Below are 18683 nucleotides of genomic sequence, written 5' to 3'. Positions count from 1 at the left end.
GATTCGTTGGCGATTTCATATTAAATTTAGAGTGAATGAAGGAGATGCTTCAATTTTTGAAGATTTGGTTATGTAATTTGGTTGACTTGTGCCGTTGGCCTTTTCTATGTTAAAGACCTGAATGTCACAGGAAGATGGTGCGTCCTCAGTGATCTGCTCTAGGTGTTCCTGTCGGAAGGTTTCCTCTAGTTTAAGTAGTGCTTCCAATTAAGTTGGCAGATGGTCCCAAGATGTGGATTCAAGTGGGGCTTTGCCTCCAGAACTTCCACATGTGAGTTTAAATCGAAGAGTTGGTAAGGAGTGAGAGTCAATGACGGTAGGTGTGTTCATTGATCGTCTCGAAGAATTTCGACAGGGAGTTCTCCGGTATAGGGCAATGTCCTGGGAGCATCAAGGGCTGTCCCACAACGGCTCAGATGGGATGGACTCATCACAGTCAAATGACTTACGGGATATCCTATGTCAGCAGTTTGCTTTCATCGATGAGTCTGTGGGGGCTTTTAGTAGGGGTCGCTACCGCATTCACTTAGATTCCCGGAGCCGAGAGGATATCTATGCTCATGGGTTGTCTGGTGAATGTCAGACAGAGGATCTTGACCTTATCCTGAGTGATCTTGAGCACATGCTGGCTGAGTTACAAAACCGGCCTCGTCATTACCTTCTGGCATCACAGAAAGAATGGCCGGACAGTTCGAGTACCAATTCTGAGCCTTCCTTCGGCTCGTTAGGACACCTCGGTTCTTCTCCATCTCCTGCATCATCTGAAACGCTGCACGCTGCGTTAAATACGGTGGCATACGTCATTCATCGGCAAATTGATCGACTCGAAGACCGGGAGGAGCTTTTGGCGCATGTGCAAGCCATTCTTGATCATCCTAAAATCACTCACCTCCTGTCCTTCTCCCCTTCCCATCAACTCTAACCGTTGGTTTTTTCGAACCCTAGAGACTTCACCTCCCAATCGTTGCAACCTCTGCGGTTCCTCTCCGTTTTAAGTCCCATTTCCTTAGGTGCGAAATCTGAAGTCCCTAGGGACCGCATTCGTCCTAATGTACCCATCCATGCCCCTCAGTTATAGTGTCCAATACGAATCTCAATGACGGAATCTTTAAAACAGTTTCTTCATCGGTTCATCAGCCGAGTGGTGCCGGTTGAACGCGAGGAACTCCCTGCGCTCATCTGGTCCTTTGTCTATTTTTTTTGTGTGTTGGCGGCTTACTACATCCTGCGGCCGGTTCGCGATGAAATGGGAGTGCTCTCCGGAGCCCATAATTTGCCGTGGTTGTTTTCAGTTGTGTTTGTCACGATGTTAGCCGTGATTCCCATATTTGGGTGGGTCGCGGGACATTTCACCATTCGTCGTTTATTGCCCACGGTGTATGCCTTTTTTATCCTCAATCTTTTGATATTTTTTGTGGCTTTGCAGAGTGGAATCGGGTTGCAATCCTTTGGGCCGATTTTTTTTGTGTGGTTGAGTGTGTTTAATTTATTCGTTGTGTCGGTGTTTTGGAGTTTTATGGCCGATGTGTTTCCCACTGGCGCCGCCCGTCGCCTCTTTGGCTGTATTTCCGCAGGAGGTAGCCTTGGTGCCATGACGGGCCCGTTTATCACGGCAATGGCGGTAAAAGGAGTTGGAGTTTCGGGATTATTATTGGTGTCAGCGGTGTTTTTATTGATTGCGGTAGGATGCATGTTGGCATTGCTGAAATGGTATCACTCTCATCATGGAGTTGATCTGGGCAACCGACATCTTTCTTCGATCAAGAACCCTGAGGCCATTTCGCCAGGTTTGTGGATAGGGGTCTTGCGCATTGTTCGCTCGCCCTATTTAAAGGGCATTGCCCTCTATCTCATGTGCTATTCCATTCTGTCGACATTTTTGTATTCGCAGCAAACCATATTAATTCCTCAAGTCATGCCAAGTTCCGAAGATCGTATGCAATTGTTCGCATCCGTTGATCTAGGGATTAATGTCCTAGCGTTCACCCTCCAGTTTTTCGCAACGGGATGGTTGTTGACACGGTTTGGTGTCGTGATCATGTTGGCCGTAATGCCCATGGTATCATTCGTTGGATTTGGGGTGTTTGGGTTGGTCACAGTCCTGCCGGTCTTGATTGGGTTTGGTGTCCTGCGGCGGGCAGGGGAATTTTCCATCACCAAGCCGACACGAGAAACTCTTTTTACCGTCGTTCCCAGGGAGGAAAAATACCAGGCGAAAAACGTGATTGATACGGTCGTCCATCGCGGAGCCGATATGACCGGGACAGGGATTGTCTCAATTTTCCATGGCTGGGGGATGAGCTTGTCGGCCATGTCATTTGCGGCATTGCCCATAGCGGGCCTTTGGGTCGCCATTGGTATATGGCTTGGACGACGACACGAAGCGATTCGTCAACAATGAAGGGTGTCATTGAGTTTGATGTTTCCCTGCGAGAAAGAGCACCTCTTTTTATGAGCGGCCATCAGAGATAAATTCATTGGAGTCATGAGATGAGTGATGCCTTGTTTACCTATGGGACGTTACAATTTCCTGAGGTGATGGAAGCGGTGACCGGCCTGGCGTTGCCTTGGGTGAAGGCGGAAGCGCGGGGGTTTGCGCAGTTTCGTTTTTCGGACCGTATTTATCCGGGATTGGTTGCCCAGGAAGGGGCGCTCACTCAGGGGCGTGTCTATACGAATCTGAGTCACCAAACCTGGGAGCTCTTGGATCGATTTGAAGACCCGATCTATCGGAGGGAATTAGTTGAGGTCTATCGGTCAGATGGCCTTACAATTAGGGCTCATGCCTATGTCTTACCCGTCGCCCAGCAACATCTGCTTTCTTCAGAACAGTGGCAAATGGATTGGTTCAGCGATGTCCACTTGGATGGATATGTGAGTCGTTGTCGCCTGTTTTATGAAGCGATCACTTCCGAGGGTTTACCGGAAGGCCGCAAGCAAACATTATGGAAATTAACGGACCCTCCGGAGAACTCTCAAGCATGCTGAAGCCTTCCAAGAGCCCGGTCCTACTGGTGATGCTGGTCACGTTGATCATTTTTGGTGGAGCCCTGGTCTATTTCACGATGGAGTATCTCTCCCAGGTGACTAAATCGGAACTCTCATCCATCGATGCGGCGGGGCATCAAATTGGGATGTGGCTTCTGGTTGTGACCATGCTGGCGGGCATGCCGGCGGTGGGAATGGGGGCGTATGTTATGTACATCGGATCAAGAATTCATGTGACGCAGCAGTGGCCTCCAGCAGGGATGGGATTCCGAGCCAACACGCCGATCATGTTAGGGGAGCGGGCCATGCTTCTCGGATGGAGTGTGCTGGGGCTTGGGTTTGTTCTCGTGGTGTGTGGATTAATGTTGCCGGTGGTGGGCTGGAAATTCGGGAACCTTGTTCAATAGCCCGAATTCCTCATTCTTGATAGAACCCTCTCTCAGGATGAGCCGAAAATTATGACTGGATGGGATTGGGCAATTCTTGCAGCTTTTATTCTCTATGCCCTGCAAGCGGGGTTTCGAGAACGGGCGGTTGCATCCCAAAATCTAGAAGAATATTTTCTTGCAGGTCGCAGCCTTTCAGGTTGGAAAGCGGGCTTAAGTATGGCGGCTACGCAATTTGCCGCCGACACGCCATTGCTCGTCACCGGGCTGGTGGCCACGGCCGGTATTTTCGCGCTTTGGCGTTTGTGGATTTTTGCCTTGGCCTTTCTCCTGATGGGGTTTCTCTTGGCTCCCAGTTGGCGTCGGGTCGGGGTGCTCACCGATGCCGAGCTGACGGAAGTGCGGTATGGACATGGGGCGGCATCCGCGCTTCGGGGTATCAAAGCCATTTATTTCGGCACCATCGTCAATTGTACGGTGTTAGCCATGGTGCTGTTGGCGGCCACTCGCCTCGCGGAACCCTTCCTTCTCTGGGACCAGTGGCTTCCCTCCGGTCTGTTTGACATGTTGGTTTCCATTGTGAAATGGGGGGGTGTTCCCTTTACCGTAGGCGGGTTGGAGGCGGACAATGTGTGGGTGCGTTCCGCCAATAACCTTTTATCGATCGGGGCTATTGTATCTGTGACGGTGTTGTATTCCACCACCGGTGGTCTACGGAGTGTGGTTGCCACCGATATAGTGCAATTGGGAATCGGGATCGTTGCCAGCGGTGTATTTGCCTGGGTGGTGGTGGAACACGTGGGTGGCTTGGCGTCCTTAACTCAACACATTCAAAATCAATTTTCGTCTGGGTATCCCCTGAGCGGGAATGAAATTCTGGCTTTTACCCCCTTCGGTGCCAGGGATGCGACCATGCTGGTGTTGTTGGTCTATGGATTTCAATGGCTCCTACAAATGAACGCAGATGGGACAGGGTATTTGGCTCAACGATCCATGGCTTGCCGCAGCGATCACGATGCGCGTGTCGCTGCCGTGGTGTTTACCGTGGCTCAAGTACTGCTTCGGAGTTTGATCTGGTTGCCTTTGGCTTTGGGATTGCTTGTGGTGTTTCCACCATCTGTGGAAATCATCGGTCCCCAATTCATTGCGGATCGTGAATTTACCTTCGTACAAGGCATTCATGAATTGTTACCACCCGGAATTAAAGGGTTGATGGTCGTCGGGATGTTGGCGGCCTTGGCCTCTACGGTCGATACGCATTTGAATTGGGGAGCATCCTTTTGGACTAATGATATTTATCGACGGTTTATTTGTGAGGGTTGGCTCAAGCGTGCACCTTCGCAACGTGCATTGGTCTGGGTCGCACGTGCGAGTAATCTGCTGATTCTCATGATTGCGCTTTGCATTCTTCCGTGGTTGTCATCTATTCAAACTGCGTGGCAAATCAGTTTGTTGCTTGGGGCGGGAATGGGGGTGGTGTTGGTGCTTCGGTGGATCTGGTGGCGTATCACGGCCTGGGGTGAATTATCCTGTATTGCCGCCTCTATTCTGATCGCGCCCCTGTTATTGTGGGCTCTTCCTGGACAGCAAGAGGAAATGCGGTTGTTGATTATGGGTATAGGAGCGGGTGTGATTGGGGTAACCGTGTCCTGGTTGACTGGGCCGGAAGATTTCGATCGCCTGGAGAACTTTTATCGACGCGCGCGTCCTCCAGGATTTTGGGGGCCAATCGAACGTCGGGTTCAGTTTGAGCAGCAAGATGGGGTCCGGCGATTTTGGCGAGCGATACTGGCGATGGGGCTCACGGCATTGTCCATTTTTTGTTTGCTCACCGGTATCGGGACATGGCTAGTTGGAAGTCCTTCCCCTGAATGGATGCCTTGGCGAGAAGCCTGGATTGCCGGACTTTTGGTGGTCGGGACTCTCTTAGTTCCCATTTGGATTAGCGTCGGATTTCGTCACCCTGAAACTGCGACGTCTGTGAAATAGAGAACGATGAATGACGACTCCACAGGTATGGTTTCGAAAGACATGAATTAAGGATCTAGTTGTCCTTGCGAAATTCAATTCAAGGTCAACAGCGTTTTCGAATGTTCAGCGATGTCGGGTGAGGTGGTTGGACGGCTTGACTGTTCCGGGGGAAATAGGAGGAAGGCCTCAGGCTGAACCAAGCGTAGAAGGATTACAGAGAATCGTCAAAGAGGGTTTGAGCATCGGCCCACACCATCCCCTCCGGAAGGCCCTTTAACCAATCGCCGGTTTCATTAGCCGGCCGGTAGGAATACTCTCGGCCGGATTTTTTGAGAATGACTTCTTCCCCATTTACCCACGTTTGAATAGTATCCATTTCATCTATCCACATGACCACCTCCCGGATTATTGTTTGTGATCTGCCAGATTAAGCGGGCGAAGAGGGGTGTTCCATTCCTCAAAAGTCGTATCAAAAGTTTCTACATGGTTCCTGTGTTTGCAGGTGAATAACAACACCTATCTGGACGGGATCTCCAGCTATGGCGAATGATTTCATGCAACTGACAGCCCGAAGGAAGAAATGTTGTGGTTGGGGTGAAGGTAAAAATTTTACCCTTTTAACATGGGAATTTCTTAAGTCCTTATGGAAAAGGATTCCGGGCGTCTTTTAATTATTGTATATCTGAAGGTTGGGAGGGAGCCTGGGTATTCGGGTCTGAGGGATTGGAAGACATGGGGGGCTCAATAATGGTCCCTCTAAGCAGGTCTGGAGGATTGGTTTTCTGTCGTTGTTCAATGGTTTGGGTCACACAGAACTGTAGTTGGGTGAGTTCCATTTCGTTGAGGGAGTTTGGATCTTCTGAAAATTCATGCGCTAATTTCTGACACTTCGGTCCCATGTTTTCATCACCCTGGGCAAATGCTAATCCGGAGAAAAGAATCAACCAGAAGACTGTTAAAAGGATTCCCGCTTTCATGCTGTTCCTCCTGTGTGAATGCTTTTCTTCTACTATTCCCATGCTACTGAGTTTTCATGTATCAGGTAGTGTGAAGATGAAAAATTATGTGTAAATGGCTTGGAAAAAAATGAAAAAATTAAGAAAGATGGTGCCGAAGGCGGGATTTGAACCCGCACACCCCGGAGGGCGCTAGACCCTGAATCTAGTGCGTCTGCCAGTTCCGCCACTTCGGCACGTGAGTGCGATTATCATCTTTTAGGGAAATGCGGTCAAGTTACCGTTGTTCTGTTGTTGCGGTTTTTTTGTAACCATCCTACCCGAGCCATTCTTCCTGAATGACACATTGGCTTTACAGGCATGAGGAAATATTCCGTGAAGTTACCCCACGCTGGTGGGTTGAGCCGAAGGGCCCAGAAGGGTTTCCAAAAAGGCTTGTGGCCAGCGGTAAGGAGAGGATGGCGTTCCAGGTTCTCCTGGTAGCAGGTCAGAAGTGTCGCCACTGAGAATGATTCGCTCACGAATGGTCCCGGTAGCAGCAAGTAAGAGAGGAGCGGGGATGCGTGGGGCATCATCGATGATCAATAAGTCATAGGGAACTTTTCGAAATAGTGGGTCGGTGAGGATTCGGCCCGGAGTGCAGGTTAAGATACGTTTGTTTTGTGCGAATGCTTGTCGGTTCGTCCCTTCTCCAGCGGACAACATTTCCCGAATTTTTTTGGTGCCGCCCAATCGTTTGATTTCTTCCTTTAATTCATCGTATTCCGGTCGCAGGTCTTTGGGAACGGTGGCTTCGGGAATCAATTCTTTAATTCGTCGTTGGGCTACTTCGACTTCTTTCATGAGGTCATGAATTTTGCCTCGGTAAATTACCCGGTATTCGGCCAACGTGTCGATGTTCTTACCCGCCACCTGCATACCCATCCGTTTCCAAATGGGAAGCGCCTCATAGTCGCCCAGAATCTTGTCGATATTTTTGACTTTCCCTTGCCAGTCACTGAGTTGCGTGAGTAATCGCCATTCCAGTAATTTTACTTCGTTCAGATCTTTTTGCTTGTCGCGTTTGTAAGCCAGAATTGGAGTCAGTTCTCTGAACCGGTCATATTTTTTTCGTAACGAGATTTTTTTAGCGTTGGCCTTGGAAAAAAAATAAGACATCTGTGCTTCAAAGCCAAATTCATGGAGAAGCATTCCTGCAGCATCTTTTATTAGGGGTAATTCATAGCGGCAGAGCAAACTTCGGTAAGGCAGGGCCGCCATTTTTAAAGCGTGGGCAACTGCACCTGTTAACTCATCGACTGTCTCATGATCCGGAGCGACCAAGAGGATTCGCTTGTTTTTGCGGACTTGGTCAACGATTAATGTCGTCAGCTTTATCCATCGTGTTTGCCGCGTCTCTCCCCAGATAGTTGTCAGCACGGTGGTTGGGATGCTGTCTCTTGCTGCCGTTTGATTGGAGAGGGGGGCAGGGTCTAGCCAGGGCACTAACCGTTCGGCAGGTCCGAGTGTAAAGGAGTCAGGCTTGCTCGCCATATCGGACAATCGTGCGGCCCCGGTTTCGAGGAATCCCGAAGTGTCGGGAATCAGGGTGCAATGGTGGAGGGTTTGGCCAACGTAATCGAACGTCTGGAGTAAAAGTGAACCATTTTGCCATCCCAGGAGATAGCCTTCAGTGGGTTCCATTTCATTGCCGGGTAATAATGTCACAGGGATGTCTGGCAAGAATCTGGGCTTGGGGAGAACATCACAGCTATAGAGGTGAAGGGATCCCACGGTGCGAAGATGTCGGGCTTCGGAAATAGCCAGAGGCGAGTCTAACCCCAGGCTCATGGCGACTTCCCGTTCGTGATTAAGTTGGGATGTGGATAGAGTGAGAAGATCGTAGAGTTTCATGAGAATTATTGATTGAGTGCGGCCAGTTCCAAAAGATCCTTGATACAGAGGGCGAGACAACCCAATCCTCCGGTGAGAGGTGTTCGATCACCCTCGCAGTCCCGATTATGTGCACATTCAAACAGGGCGGGCAGCTTCGGATCAAGAGGGAGATTTTCAAGTAAATAGAGTATGAGTGCTCCGGAGTTATCGGTCGAGAGGACGGCGACGCGTTGCCGTTGATCATCTTCAAAAATCACCGCTTGGGGGTTCGGAGCGACAAAGGGTCTTGCGACAGAGAGTCCGGTAAGTGGAATGGTTTGAATTATGAGTGAGTCAGGCGGGGTAAGCGGACGATTGGAAAAGCGAAGATTAAGGTCCGAGAATGGTTGGAGTGCCGGTCCTTCTTCTTCCTTGAGTCCTACCTCGGCACTGGTTAACCCAGGATGGGCTATAAGGCTTATGACCAATAGGGCGAAAGAAAGGAGATGGAAAAAACTGTTGATGTTTAACCGACGTGGGTTAAAGCAATTCATAATCTTACGTTTTCCGAGGCACGGAACACGGCAGATTGAAGGAGAATCTGATCGTTTACCATAGTCAGATGGAGTCCATGGATTCTAGGTCTAAATCTATTTTATTGAATTAAAGCTTAAGTGTTAACGTGTAATAAGTCTCCGCGAGCATAGCATATTTTCAACTGAGAAGTTCCAACATATCCATAGAAATGTCCGGGCACCATGAACAAGGGTGGATGCGAGTCATTAATATGAAGAAGAAGCTCAGTCTAATGATTTATTCAGCAATTACATTGACTTTTTCTGCCCCCAGTCTTAAGATGCTCCCCTTATTCGCTAGGCTAAGGAGACGTGTGTTATGAAGGTTATTTTGCAAGAAAATGTTGAAGGATTGGGGTATTTGGGAGACGTGTTGACGGTAGCAAAAGGGTATGCACGAAATTATTTACTCCCGAGGAAAAAAGCTGTCGTGGCTGAAGAGCGACAGGTTAAACTGTTGCAGCACGTCAAACGGCAGATCGACCAAAAGGCCAAAAAAGAATTGGAGTCTTTAGGCGAGTCAGGGAAGAATTTGTCAAAAATATCCCTGACGTTTGAAGTGCAAACAGGAAAAGACGACAAGCTGTTCGGATCTGTGACATCTAAGGATGTGGCCGAACGATTGGCTGCTCAGGGTGTGGAAGTGGACCGAAGGAAAATTCACTTGCCACAGCCTTTAAAGGAGTTGGGGACCTTTTCGGTTGCCATCAAGCTTCATAGGGATGTGGTACCGAAAATTAATGTGACGCTTGTGAAAAAAGATGCAGAAGAAACTGTTCCTGAAGGAGAGACAGCCCAAGCTCCCGCCGATGAAGCGGGCACTGAGTAAGCGATGAGACATTCTGTCGGCACACTTAAAGCGATCCGTGACACCGATTATGAGGTGTATGCGGCTATCCGGGCTGAAGAAAAAAGACAGCGTGAAAACCTGGTTCTTATCGCTTCAGAAAATTATGCGAGTCCGGCGGTCTTGGGTGCCCAGGGTTGTCTGATGACCAATAAGTACGCGGAGGGTTATTCCGGCAGGCGATATTACGGCGGATGCCAACATGTGGACACGGTCGAGGATTTGGCCATTGCGAGAGCCAAGGAAATTTTTGGATGTGAGCATGTGAATGTTCAGCCCCATTCCGGGTCCCAAGCCAATATGGCTGCTTATCTTTCAGTCTTAAAACCAGGAGACACGATTCTGGGAATGGATCTGGCCCATGGGGGACATCTCACTCATGGGAGCCGTGTGAGTTTTTCAGGAAAGCTGTTTCAGGCGTTTTCTTATGGCGTAGATCGGGAAACTGAGGAAATTAATTATGATGTAGTCGAGCAGCAGGCTCAGGAAGTCCGCCCACGTATGATTGTGGTGGGCGCCAGTGCGTATTCAAAAATTATAGACTTCCCTCGCTTCCAGGCGATAGCGAAATCAATTGGAGCCTATCTCCTTGTGGATATTGCCCATATTGCGGGTTTGATTGCGGTCGGATTGCATCCTAGTCCGGTACCCTATGCCGACTTTGTCACCACGACGACCCATAAAACATTGCGTGGTCCACGTTCCGGCATGATTATGTGCAAGGAAGAACATGGCAAAGCCGTCGATAAAATGGTGTTCCCCGGTACGCAGGGTGGCCCCCTCATGCATGTCATTGCAGCCAAAGCGGTCGCTTTTAAAGAAGCCCTTTCTCCTGGGTTTAAAACCTATCAGCAACAAGTGCTGGCGAATGCCAGGGAACTGGCTGAGGGTTTTTTGAAGCGGGGATATCGGGTCGTATCTGGTGGGACGGAAAATCATTTGTTTCTCTTGAATCTGACTCCCAAAGGCGTGACAGGGAAAGAGGCGGAAGCCGCATTAAATGCCTCTGGAATTGTCGTCAATAAAAATGCTGTACCGTTTGATGAAAAACCACCGGCTGTGGCAAGTGGCATTCGAATTGGCACTCCGACGGTTTCAACTCGTGGCATGCAGAAACCCGAGATGGAGCAGATTCTCTCCTTGATGGATGAGGTCATCCAGCATTCCCAAGAAGCGTCCGTTCATAAACGGATTCTGCGTGATGTCAAAGACCTGTGCTCAAGATTTCCGATTTTTCATCCATACTAACCTTCCTCCACTGCCTTCCATCCTTAAGGTAAGGGCTGCTCATTCGTGAAATGTCCTTTTTGCGATCAATTAGAAGATAAGGTCATTGATTCGCGCACCGCACGTGAAGGAGAAGTGATCAGGCGCCGTCGCGAATGTCTGGGTTGTAAGCGGCGATTCACCACCTACGAACGAATCGAAGAAAACCTTCCCATGGTGGTCAAAAAAGACAATCGGCGAGAGCCGTTTGACCGGGCGAAAATTTTAGCAGGCCTAAAAAAGGCCTGCGAAAAACGGCCGGTCAGTATTGGAGCGTTGGGTGCGGCTGTTGATCGGATTGAAAAACGCATTCAGGACCTTGGAGAAACGGAAGTCCCAAGCCGAACCGTTGGAGAAGAAGTGATGCGGGCCTTAAAAGAATTGGATCCTGTTGCGTATGTTCGGTTTGCCTCAGTGTACCGTGAATTTAAAGACATTGATCAATTTATGGATACCATTAGGGCTCTAACACAAGACACCAGGTTATCTTGAGGCGTTTTCATTGTCCGTGGCCGATTGTGAGTCCCCCCGTTTCGTCCGAGTCATAACGCGACAAGGGTAGGAATCTTCTCTTAAGAATGATCTTCAACCTGTTCCCGATCATGAAAGTGAGTACCTATGCCATCCCCCAAATCCTCTCCTCGTTCCGCACGTATCACCAAAAGTAGCCCAGGGCGATCAAAGTCAAAAGTGACATCCAGCCGGGTGGCGATTATTGGTGGGGGGCATGGTGGGACTGCGCTTATGGAAATTTTTGCGGAAGATCCTTTGGTCACAGTGGTAGGGTTGAGTGAAATTCGGCCACACACCATGGGTGTCCGTCTCGCCAAAAAAATCGGAATACCTGTCCTTCGCCGCTATCAAGACTTGCTCAAGATCAAAGATGTGGATCTGGTGATTGACGTGACGGGCGATCCCGATGTGGAGAAGACCTTGCTCGAGTCACATGCCCCTCACCTAGCAATGGTGGGTGGTGCAAGTGCTAAGTTCATGTGGCAATTGATTGAAGCGCGGATCCGGGCTTCTGCCGAAATTGAAAATACTCTCACCCGGTATCAATCCCTTTTTCGTTTGTATGTCAAGGAGGAAGCGGAAGGGGCTGTGGATGAGGAGCGCACCCGCATTGCCTGTGAGATTCATGACGGACTGGTGCAAACTCTAGTGGGAGTAAGCCTGAAGATGGAGCGTGTCCGTGAACTGGTGGCGGAGGATCCTCCAAAGTGTTTGACAATGCTCAATCAGACCACCGTGCAATTGAAGCATGCCATTCAGGAAGCCAGGGAGGTGGTCTATAATCTTCGGCCGGGGCAGTATGATCATTTGGCCTTTATTCCCGCATTGTCAAATTATCTGAAGGCCTATGAAAGGGAGCATCGGATACGGACGGAGTTTGAAGGGAGTGGGAATGAATCCCAACTTGATCCGAAAGCAAAAGTCTTTGTCTTTCGCATGGTCCAGGAAGCCTTAAGCAATGTGGCCAAGCATGCCGGAGCCACGAAGGTGATTGTGAAAGTAGAGCTCAAGAAAGATGTCTTGAAAGCGCTCGTCTCCGATAATGGGCAGGGCTTTGACGTCAAGGCGGAAGGACAGAATCCTGAAAAGTGGGATCATTTCGGAGTGAGAAGTATGATGGAGCGTGCACGAATGTTAGGCGGAAACGTGCAGTGGGTGTCGAAACCCGGCGCCGGCACGAAGGTGGAAATTTTCATTCCTCTGGTATTAAAGGAAAAGGTGCCTTATGCCAAAAACAACTAAAGTCCTCATCGTTGATGATCATCGTGTGGTGCGTGAAGGGTTATGTGCGATTCTGGAAACTAAGGACGATATCCAGGTTGTGGGTGAAGCGAAAGATGGCGGAGAGGCCGTCGAACAAACCCGACTGCTCATGCCGGATGTGATTCTCATGGATGTCAGTATGCCCGGTATGACCGGGGTGGAAGCCACGCGTATTATTAAACGGGAATTTCCCCACATCGGGGTGGTAGCCCTCACGATGTACGAAGAACAGCAATACATTTTTGATCTCGTGCGAGCCGGGGCCACAGGGTATTTACTCAAAGATAGCGATTCGGCGCAAATCGTGGCGGCCATTCGGACCATTGCGCGTGGAGAGTCTCTCATTCATCCCTCGGTCGCCAGTAAGATTCTTGTCGAGTTTTCTTTGCTGTCAGAAGGCAAGGGGAAGAAGCGTGGAATTCTTGAGCATGATCTCACGGATCGTGAGATTACCGTGTTGCAATTAGTGGCGGATGGTAAAACGAATAAGGAAATTGCCAACGTCCTGGATCTTAGTGAAAAAACGGTAAAAAATCATGTTCGCAATATCTTCCATAAACTCCATGTGTTTGATCGAACCCAAGCAGCCATCCTGGCCATTCGCAAAGGGATCATCGAACTCGAGCCTCGGAAAATATAAGTATCTTGAGCATGGGTGCATGTCTGTCGCGCCTTCCCATAGCGAGTGGATTGCGGTTTCTGGTTATTACCTTGCCCGCCTATTTTCGTCAGTGCTAACATGACGCTAGTAGTGAGTTTATTAAGGAGGAGTGAACACAATGGCGAATGTGACCTTGTTGGTGTCCAAGTCCTGCGCAGCCTGTCCCAGCGCGAAGTCGCTCTGGAAAGGTATGAAGGTCAAATATAGCTTTAGTTACCGGGAAATTGAAATTTCCTCGGAGGCTGGCCTAGAACTGGCGGAACGACATTCCATTCGTGCGACGCCCGCGACGCTGATTAATGGACGATTGATTTTTATCGGTGTTCCGCCGCGGGAGAGTGCTGAAAAAGCATTGCAGGCGAAGGCCAAACCAAAGCCTAAAAAGGATGAGGCGGATGATTAACTTATGACTTCATTCTTACGATACGTTCCCCCTGCCCGATACGTATGGGGAATAAGGGAGGTATCTCATGCACGATCAAGATGAAGATGAACCAGAATTAGATATTGAATTGCCCGTTTTCCCTGTGGTTTCTTCCGGTCCTCCTCCGGAATGTTCTTTCTGTGGTGATCCCATGTCCCTGATTGACGGGGATTGGAGTTGCCCTGATTGTAATGGCGAACTGATAGGACCGGAAACCGGCTAACAAGCTGCAGGATCGGTGTCATAGCTTTCCATCCGATCGAACGTAATAGTCCGGATGTTTACCCTCGTCAGCGGCCCATTCTCTCCTCACCTCGAATCAGCTCTTGTCGAAACGGTCCAGCAGATCAAGTCTGCCGATTCCCGTGCGCCGATAGCCATTCTTGTGCCTTCCGAATCCATACGAAGCAGGCTCAAGTGGCTATTATGTGCGGAGCATTCTTGCGCGCTTTTTGATCTGCATGTTCTGACATTCCATCAGTTCGCCCTCCACCTTCACGCGGAGCGAGCGGCATTGAGTTCGCCGGAGGCAGGGGGTTCCTCGTTTGAACTCGTCGGCGATTTTTTCTATGAATATCTTCTAGCGGAGCTTTTGGGAAAGGGCGGCCACACTGTCGGACCCTTTGCGGATCTCGAAGCCCCTTCGGGACTCAGGCAGGCCGTATGGCGAAGCCTGCGGGATTTACTGGAAGCGCAAGTGGAACCAAGTGTGGCCCTCCGAGCCGTGGAGGAAGGACTGTTCGATGAGGTCGCGGTCAATCGCTTACGGGGATTACTGGGAATTCAAGAGGCTCTCGGGCTTTTGAGCCGGCAGTTAGGGGTGGGATTGCCGGAAGATCTGGCTAATTCAGTGATCCCCTGGGTGGCAAACTCACCGTTTCTCGCCAGACTTTCGACGGTCATCTACTACGGTTTTTACGACATCACCCAAGTGCAACTTTCGTTCTTGGAAGAAGTGGCTCGTACCACCGGTTCCGTAAAGGTATTCTTTCCCCTGACTGATCATCCTGCCTATCAGTTTGCTCAACGATTCGTCGATCGACATCTGCTAAAAGCTGGAGTGGTGCACTATCCTCTTCAGGTGAGCCACGAACCATTCGGTTCCGTGAATCAGGCCGTATCTTCTCCGTCAATCCAGGTGGTGAATGTGATTGGGGGACAAGGGGAACTGGTTTTTACCTGCAAAGCCATTCTGCATGCGGTGGAAACGACAGGGCATACGTTTCATGAGATTGGGGTGGTGGCCAGAACTCTCGATCCGTATGGGCCGTTCCTGCGTCGAGTGTTTGAGGAGCATCGAATCCCATTTTGCACCACAGCGACCCTACCCCTGTTGGAAGAACCGGTTGCCAAGGTGTGGTGGCAGCTTGCCGGTCTGAGGGAGGATCAGTATCCGTGGCAGGCTCTGCTGGATGTCGTGGCATCTCCATATTATCGCCGACTGTCGGTCAACGGCCGTTTCCCTCATGAACAAAAACAAATCTGGAGCCAGGCCATTCGCCATTGGCGCCTTGTGCGAGGCCTGGAAGATTGGGGACGTCTTGCGGTCGTCGCGAATGATCCGGAAGCGATTGGGGACTGGCAGCGTAGGATCGGAGTTCCGCTGGAGGAGGGAGTTGCCGCATTACAAGAGTGCGCTGACGTCGTGGGCCGCCTGATCGCCGATTGCCAGGCTCTTCCAGAATCCGGCTCTATTGGCGAATTGACTCTCGCGTTTGAATCACTCGTGAACACGCATCTTTCCTTGCTTCAAGAAGAGACGTCTTCCCAATTGGAAGAGCGAGATCAGGCTCATCTGACAAGTCTTGCCCAAGGATTTGATCAGGTCATGATGCAGTTAAAACAACTGGATCGGGTCGGCACACAAGTCACGTGGGGGGCATGGGTGGAAGTGTTCCGAAGAGCCCTGGAAGAAACGAGAAGGCCTCTACCGGGACAAAGCCCTCTCGGGGTGCAGGTGTTCGATGCCATGGCGGCACGAGGGCATACCTTTAGAACCGTGTTTATTCTCGGAATGAATGATCAGGTCTTTCCTCGTGTGGTTCGGGAGGATGCATTTTTACGTGATCGTGATCGAAGAGTGTTGGCGGAAAGTCTAGGCTATAAAATTGATGAAAAAATGCATGGGTTTGATGAAGAGGCTTTGTTGTTTGCGTTGCTTCGACATTCAGCTCGTGACCGGGTGTATCTCGTCTATCAACGTGCTGACCACAAGGGGCGTTCCCTGTTGCCGTCTTCTCTCTTAACAGAATTGATGAGAGATGGACCGGGCGGTTCTGAGTCGGAGATCAGCGTGCCGTTGCGTATGGCCGAGCGCGGGAGGATTCCGTACTTTTCTCCAGGTGAAGAGACCGGACAGGAATCCCGCCTGCGACATCTGCTTCAGGGTCGGGCGATTCAAACAGATTCATTGGTACCCTCGTTCTGGTGGAACCTGCTTCGTCAAGGACTCAAGGCCGTGTCCGCTCTTGAAAGGACTTCTTCTGGTGGAGGCTCATTTGATGGGATCATGGCTGTCGAGGGGGATCATTGGCAGAATCTTTTGTCTCGGGGTCTTTCACCGACAGCCTTGGAACGGTACGCCCAATGTCCCTTCCGGTATTGGATGGAGCATGTTCTGCGTACCAGGAATGTTCGAGAGCCGCTTTCGCGGGACATCCCAGGACGGGTTTGGGGGGAGTTAGGGCATGCCATACTTCGAGATGTTTATCAATATCTCATCGATCATGGGTGGCCGGGCTCTCCCATAGAGCCTGTCGATCTTTCTTCGTTGATTGCCTCGACCATTGAACAGGTATCCGATGAGTATGCGAAGCACTATGGAAAAGGGTATATGGTCCTGTGGGAGAGAATGAAAACGCTATTAGGTCCAGTGGTGTTTGCGATGATCGAACATGATCAACAGGAGTATGCCGATCAGGCGTTGGCTCCAATGGATTTTGAAGTAGGCGCCGAGGGAGAGATTTCAAGTGCGATTCCGGAAAACTCGTCCTTGCTGAAGATTCATGGACGAGTGGATCGCGTGGACCAGCAGGCAGATGGCTTCAGGACTCGTATTGTGGATTATAAGTTTTCGGGTGGGTTGACGACACGGACTGACAGCCCCGATCTGGTTGGCGAGGCGCTGCAGGGTCGACGGTTACAACCTCCTTTATATTCGTTGATGTCTTCCTTGAGCTTAACTGGCCATTCTGGAGTGAATGCGAAAGACACCGTGTTGCCGCATTCCGCAGTTCATTCTGTCGAATTCAGATTTATCCGTCCATTACATTCTGAATCTCTGACCTTCTCCTCGTTTCCCGGTTCAATCTGGGATACACCGACTGGTGACCAATTATTGAGGACAATCCGGCGGTGGATCGAGAGCATACGCGCCGGACAGTTCTTTATTTTACCTGGTTCATACTGTCGTGACTGTTCATGGTCTGTTGCCTGTCGGTTCCAGCATCATCCTTCGTGGGTGAGGGCTTACGGTATTCCACTGGCGAAAGAATTTCGACAGGGACGAAAGCAACGTGCCGTCCATGGGTAAACTCGAACTTCTTTCCGATGCCGATACGCAAGTCACCTCGGCTCCGGTAATGCCAGGATTTGGTGGAGGCGCAATTTCCGGCGGCGGAGGTGGTGGATTTTAACCTGGTTATTGAGGTGTTCTCGTAATCTGAAAAGAGAGCCTGAAAGGGGAGCGGATATGGGAGGGAGGGGGTGCCCGTTTATAGCCTCGGATAATCATGAACAAGCCGACTGCAAACATCGGGACACAGAGTAACTGCCCCATGGTGATCCACTGGAAGATAAGCCCTAAATGACTATCCGGTTTACAGAAAAACTCGACAAAAAACGAGAGCCGCGACAGGCTCATATTTGTCCTGTCCTTCAGCCAAAGAATCCAAAACCATCCGGCGAGTAGGAATAGGAATGTTAAAAGGCCTTTTTCACTGGACCGGAAAGTAGCCAAGACTTGGTTGGGAATCCATCCCCCGGACTGTGCGGGCTGAAAGCCGTGAGTTGCCCCTTCGGCAGACGCCGAAGGGGCCAATTTTTCATGAATCAGCCTTCCCATTATTTCCACTCCAACCAGGCAATCCCGTTCTGTTTGCTTACCGAGATTTGGTGGATGCGGAATGGGGTCGATGTGAACCGCGTCCGCCAATTGAATCTGTTTCTCACCAAAGCCCTATGGCCCCGCGGTGTACGTCAAAGGACACGAAATATTGCAACCTCCAATCCCCGTGTAAATCCCCCCAAATTGGCCGATTATTGGTCCGCCTTGGCTACTATACAGGGCCAAACTGACTCCGCCCGCGCCGAACCCTCCGCATTTTAAATTGGCCCATACTTGCTTCCCGAAATAATTACTGGGATCTTCATAGAACTGCCCCGCGCCCGCCCACGTCCCTGTCGTCCATGCGGTCCAGTCCCCGCCTGTAAGATGGGCTCCTGCCGTCCACCAAGGATGTGGGGCACCTCCAGTCCAGTCAGTGGTAAAGGCATACTTCCCGAACCCCGATGAAATCGCTCCTGCCCATACACTAGGCCATTGTGACGGATCATTGAGCGAGCCGTCATTTTTTTGGGCTTCTAACAATTCGGCGTGAGTCTTCGTAACCTTTGCTAATCTTGCGGCAGTGTCCCGTGCCTCTGCGGCTTTCATTGTGAGCAGATTCTGTTCGCTTTCGCTCTTTGACATAACATGGCCTCCATGCCTGATAAGTGGATAGGGAAACTAAATTCCCTTTTTTGCTAGAGTGATCGGAATTACGATAAACCGCGAATAATGTCAAGGACAGAAAAAATGTGCCAAAGAGAGCGCCAATAATGTACCAGTTAGGTTAATAAAAAAAGGGATTGAGGCTCAGGTTTTACGCACCTAGTTTTTTATTTCTTGGGGTAAATTAACCGTTGCGGCCTGGCAATGCTGCAAAGACATAGCGGGTGTGAATCCCGTCCAGGTAATCGCTAGCCACGAGCCTGGTATC

At 50.2% G+C, this 18683-nt stretch carries 19 protein-coding genes and 1 tRNA gene; 13 read left to right on the top strand and 7 right to left on the bottom strand.

Annotation, left to right across the window (positions count from 1 at the left end; genetic code table 11):
- The first annotated feature begins 310 nt into the window (after positions 1–310).
- The 5 genes from ACWHYD_RS13410 to ACWHYD_RS13390 all read left to right on the top strand — a co-directional run bounded on the left by ACWHYD_RS13410 (position 311) and on the right by ACWHYD_RS13390 (position 5363).
- A complete protein-coding gene (locus ACWHYD_RS13410; protein ID WP_447962530.1) occupies positions 311–922 on the top strand; it encodes a hypothetical protein in 612 nt (203 codons plus the stop codon).
- 174 nt (positions 923–1096) lie between these two features.
- On the top strand, positions 1097–2401 hold the full coding sequence (locus tag ACWHYD_RS13405; protein WP_447962529.1) for an NTP/NDP exchange transporter: 1305 nt from the start codon (positions 1097–1099) through the stop codon (positions 2399–2401).
- An 89-nt stretch (positions 2402–2490) separates the two neighbouring features.
- Entirely contained in the window at positions 2491–2988 is a 498-nt protein-coding gene (locus ACWHYD_RS13400) for a gamma-glutamylcyclotransferase family protein (RefSeq protein ID WP_447962528.1), read from the top strand.
- Positions 2982–3395, top strand: coding sequence for a hypothetical protein (locus tag ACWHYD_RS13395; RefSeq protein WP_447962527.1), 414 nt, complete (start codon positions 2982–2984; stop codon positions 3393–3395). Before ACWHYD_RS13400 ends, ACWHYD_RS13395 begins: the two co-directional genes overlap by 7 nt.
- A 51-nt stretch (positions 3396–3446) precedes the next feature.
- Entirely contained in the window at positions 3447–5363 is a 1917-nt protein-coding gene (locus ACWHYD_RS13390; protein ID WP_447962526.1) for a sodium:solute symporter family protein, read from the top strand.
- A gap of 193 nt (positions 5364–5556) precedes the next feature.
- On the opposite strand, the gene ACWHYD_RS13385 is transcribed toward ACWHYD_RS13390, so the two are convergent.
- The 5 genes from ACWHYD_RS13385 to ACWHYD_RS13365 all read right to left on the bottom strand — a co-directional run bounded on the left by ACWHYD_RS13385 (position 5557) and on the right by ACWHYD_RS13365 (position 8709).
- Positions 5557–5736, bottom strand: a complete 180-nt coding sequence (locus ACWHYD_RS13385) for a hypothetical protein (protein ID WP_447962525.1) — start codon at positions 5734–5736, stop codon at positions 5557–5559.
- 280 nt (positions 5737–6016) lie between these two features.
- Positions 6017–6322, bottom strand: coding sequence for a hypothetical protein (locus ACWHYD_RS13380; RefSeq protein ID WP_447962524.1), 306 nt, complete (start codon positions 6320–6322; stop codon positions 6017–6019).
- Between the two features lie 128 nt (positions 6323–6450).
- Positions 6451–6537: transfer RNA gene (locus tag ACWHYD_RS13375), tRNA-Leu, on the bottom strand.
- Between the two features lie 145 nt (positions 6538–6682).
- Positions 6683–8194: a hypothetical protein gene (locus ACWHYD_RS13370; RefSeq protein WP_447962523.1), complete on the bottom strand. Its 1512-nt coding sequence runs from the start codon at positions 8192–8194 to the stop codon at positions 6683–6685.
- A 5-nt stretch (positions 8195–8199) separates the two neighbouring features.
- Positions 8200–8709, bottom strand: a complete 510-nt coding sequence (locus ACWHYD_RS13365; RefSeq protein ID WP_447962522.1) for a hypothetical protein — start codon at positions 8707–8709, stop codon at positions 8200–8202.
- Between the two features lie 340 nt (positions 8710–9049).
- On the opposite strand from ACWHYD_RS13365, the gene rplI reads away from it, so the two are divergent.
- From rplI to ACWHYD_RS13325, 8 genes are all read left to right on the top strand, one after another.
- A complete protein-coding gene (gene rplI / locus ACWHYD_RS13360) occupies positions 9050–9559 on the top strand; it encodes a 50S ribosomal protein L9 (RefSeq protein WP_447962521.1) in 510 nt (169 codons plus the stop codon).
- 3 nt (positions 9560–9562) lie between these two features.
- Complete coding sequence (locus ACWHYD_RS13355; protein ID WP_447962520.1) at positions 9563–10825, top strand: serine hydroxymethyltransferase; 1263 nt, start codon at positions 9563–9565, stop codon at positions 10823–10825.
- Positions 10826–10870: 45 nt separating this feature from the next.
- Positions 10871–11335, top strand: a complete 465-nt coding sequence (gene nrdR, locus ACWHYD_RS13350; protein ID WP_342347433.1) for a transcriptional regulator NrdR — start codon at positions 10871–10873, stop codon at positions 11333–11335.
- A gap of 126 nt (positions 11336–11461) precedes the next feature.
- A complete protein-coding gene (locus ACWHYD_RS13345) occupies positions 11462–12598 on the top strand; it encodes a histidine kinase (protein ID WP_447962519.1) in 1137 nt (378 codons plus the stop codon).
- Complete coding sequence (locus ACWHYD_RS13340; RefSeq protein ID WP_342347431.1) at positions 12582–13259, top strand: response regulator transcription factor; 678 nt, start codon at positions 12582–12584, stop codon at positions 13257–13259. Before ACWHYD_RS13345 ends, ACWHYD_RS13340 begins: the two co-directional genes overlap by 17 nt.
- A 139-nt stretch (positions 13260–13398) precedes the next feature.
- Positions 13399–13683: a thioredoxin family protein gene (locus ACWHYD_RS13335; RefSeq protein WP_447962518.1), complete on the top strand. Its 285-nt coding sequence runs from the start codon at positions 13399–13401 to the stop codon at positions 13681–13683.
- A gap of 67 nt (positions 13684–13750) precedes the next feature.
- The gene (locus tag ACWHYD_RS13330; RefSeq protein WP_447962517.1) at positions 13751–13927 is read left to right on the top strand and encodes a hypothetical protein; all 177 of its coding nucleotides are present in this window, start codon (positions 13751–13753) and stop codon (positions 13925–13927) included.
- Between the two features lie 54 nt (positions 13928–13981).
- Positions 13982–17236: a PD-(D/E)XK nuclease family protein gene (locus tag ACWHYD_RS13325; RefSeq protein ID WP_447962516.1), complete on the top strand. Its 3255-nt coding sequence runs from the start codon at positions 13982–13984 to the stop codon at positions 17234–17236.
- A 108-nt stretch (positions 17237–17344) separates the two neighbouring features.
- Here ACWHYD_RS13325 and ACWHYD_RS13320 read toward each other — a convergent pair whose 3' ends face one another.
- Entirely contained in the window at positions 17345–17767 is a 423-nt protein-coding gene (locus tag ACWHYD_RS13320) for a hypothetical protein (RefSeq protein ID WP_447962515.1), read from the bottom strand.
- 114 nt (positions 17768–17881) lie between these two features.
- Positions 17882–18394 (bottom strand): hypothetical protein, encoded by a 513-nt coding sequence (locus ACWHYD_RS13315; RefSeq protein ID WP_447962514.1) that lies wholly within the window; start codon positions 18392–18394, stop codon positions 17882–17884.
- Positions 18395–18683 lie beyond the last annotated feature (289 nt).

This window comes from Nitrospira sp. Ecomares 2.1, assembly GCF_965152585.1.
The sequence above is the reverse complement of the archived record's forward strand: the minus strand, read 5'-3'. Positions and strand labels throughout refer to the sequence as shown.

What these genes read in the sequence shown, in the direction of transcription:
- ACWHYD_RS13345 (WP_447962519.1), top strand. Translation starts at nt 11,462, where the DNA reads ATGCCATCCCCCAAATCCTCTCCTCGTTCCGCACGTATCACCAAAAGT.
- ACWHYD_RS13380 (WP_447962524.1), bottom strand. Translation starts at nt 6,322, where the DNA reads ATGAAAGCGGGAATCCTTTTAACAGTCTTCTGGTTGATTCTTTTCTCC.
- ACWHYD_RS13400 (WP_447962528.1), top strand. Translation starts at nt 2,491, where the DNA reads ATGAGTGATGCCTTGTTTACCTATGGGACGTTACAATTTCCTGAGGTG.
- ACWHYD_RS13320 (WP_447962515.1), bottom strand. Translation starts at nt 17,767, where the DNA reads ATGGGAAGGCTGATTCATGAAAAATTGGCCCCTTCGGCGTCTGCCGAA.
- ACWHYD_RS13355 (WP_447962520.1), top strand. Translation starts at nt 9,563, where the DNA reads ATGAGACATTCTGTCGGCACACTTAAAGCGATCCGTGACACCGATTAT.
- ACWHYD_RS13370 (WP_447962523.1), bottom strand. Translation starts at nt 8,194, where the DNA reads ATGAAACTCTACGATCTTCTCACTCTATCCACATCCCAACTTAATCAC.
- ACWHYD_RS13390 (WP_447962526.1), top strand. Translation starts at nt 3,447, where the DNA reads ATGACTGGATGGGATTGGGCAATTCTTGCAGCTTTTATTCTCTATGCC.
- ACWHYD_RS13385 (WP_447962525.1), bottom strand. Translation starts at nt 5,736, where the DNA reads ATGTGGATAGATGAAATGGATACTATTCAAACGTGGGTAAATGGGGAA.
- rplI (WP_447962521.1), top strand. Translation starts at nt 9,050, where the DNA reads ATGAAGGTTATTTTGCAAGAAAATGTTGAAGGATTGGGGTATTTGGGA.
- ACWHYD_RS13315 (WP_447962514.1), bottom strand. Translation starts at nt 18,394, where the DNA reads ATGTCAAAGAGCGAAAGCGAACAGAATCTGCTCACAATGAAAGCCGCA.
- ACWHYD_RS13365 (WP_447962522.1), bottom strand. Translation starts at nt 8,709, where the DNA reads ATGAATTGCTTTAACCCACGTCGGTTAAACATCAACAGTTTTTTCCAT.
- ACWHYD_RS13330 (WP_447962517.1), top strand. Translation starts at nt 13,751, where the DNA reads ATGCACGATCAAGATGAAGATGAACCAGAATTAGATATTGAATTGCCC.
- ACWHYD_RS13335 (WP_447962518.1), top strand. Translation starts at nt 13,399, where the DNA reads ATGGCGAATGTGACCTTGTTGGTGTCCAAGTCCTGCGCAGCCTGTCCC.
- ACWHYD_RS13410 (WP_447962530.1), top strand. Translation starts at nt 311, where the DNA reads ATGACGGTAGGTGTGTTCATTGATCGTCTCGAAGAATTTCGACAGGGA.
- ACWHYD_RS13395 (WP_447962527.1), top strand. Translation starts at nt 2,982, where the DNA reads ATGCTGAAGCCTTCCAAGAGCCCGGTCCTACTGGTGATGCTGGTCACG.
- ACWHYD_RS13405 (WP_447962529.1), top strand. Translation starts at nt 1,097, where the DNA reads ATGACGGAATCTTTAAAACAGTTTCTTCATCGGTTCATCAGCCGAGTG.
- ACWHYD_RS13325 (WP_447962516.1), top strand. Translation starts at nt 13,982, where the DNA reads ATGTTTACCCTCGTCAGCGGCCCATTCTCTCCTCACCTCGAATCAGCT.
- ACWHYD_RS13340 (WP_342347431.1), top strand. Translation starts at nt 12,582, where the DNA reads ATGCCAAAAACAACTAAAGTCCTCATCGTTGATGATCATCGTGTGGTG.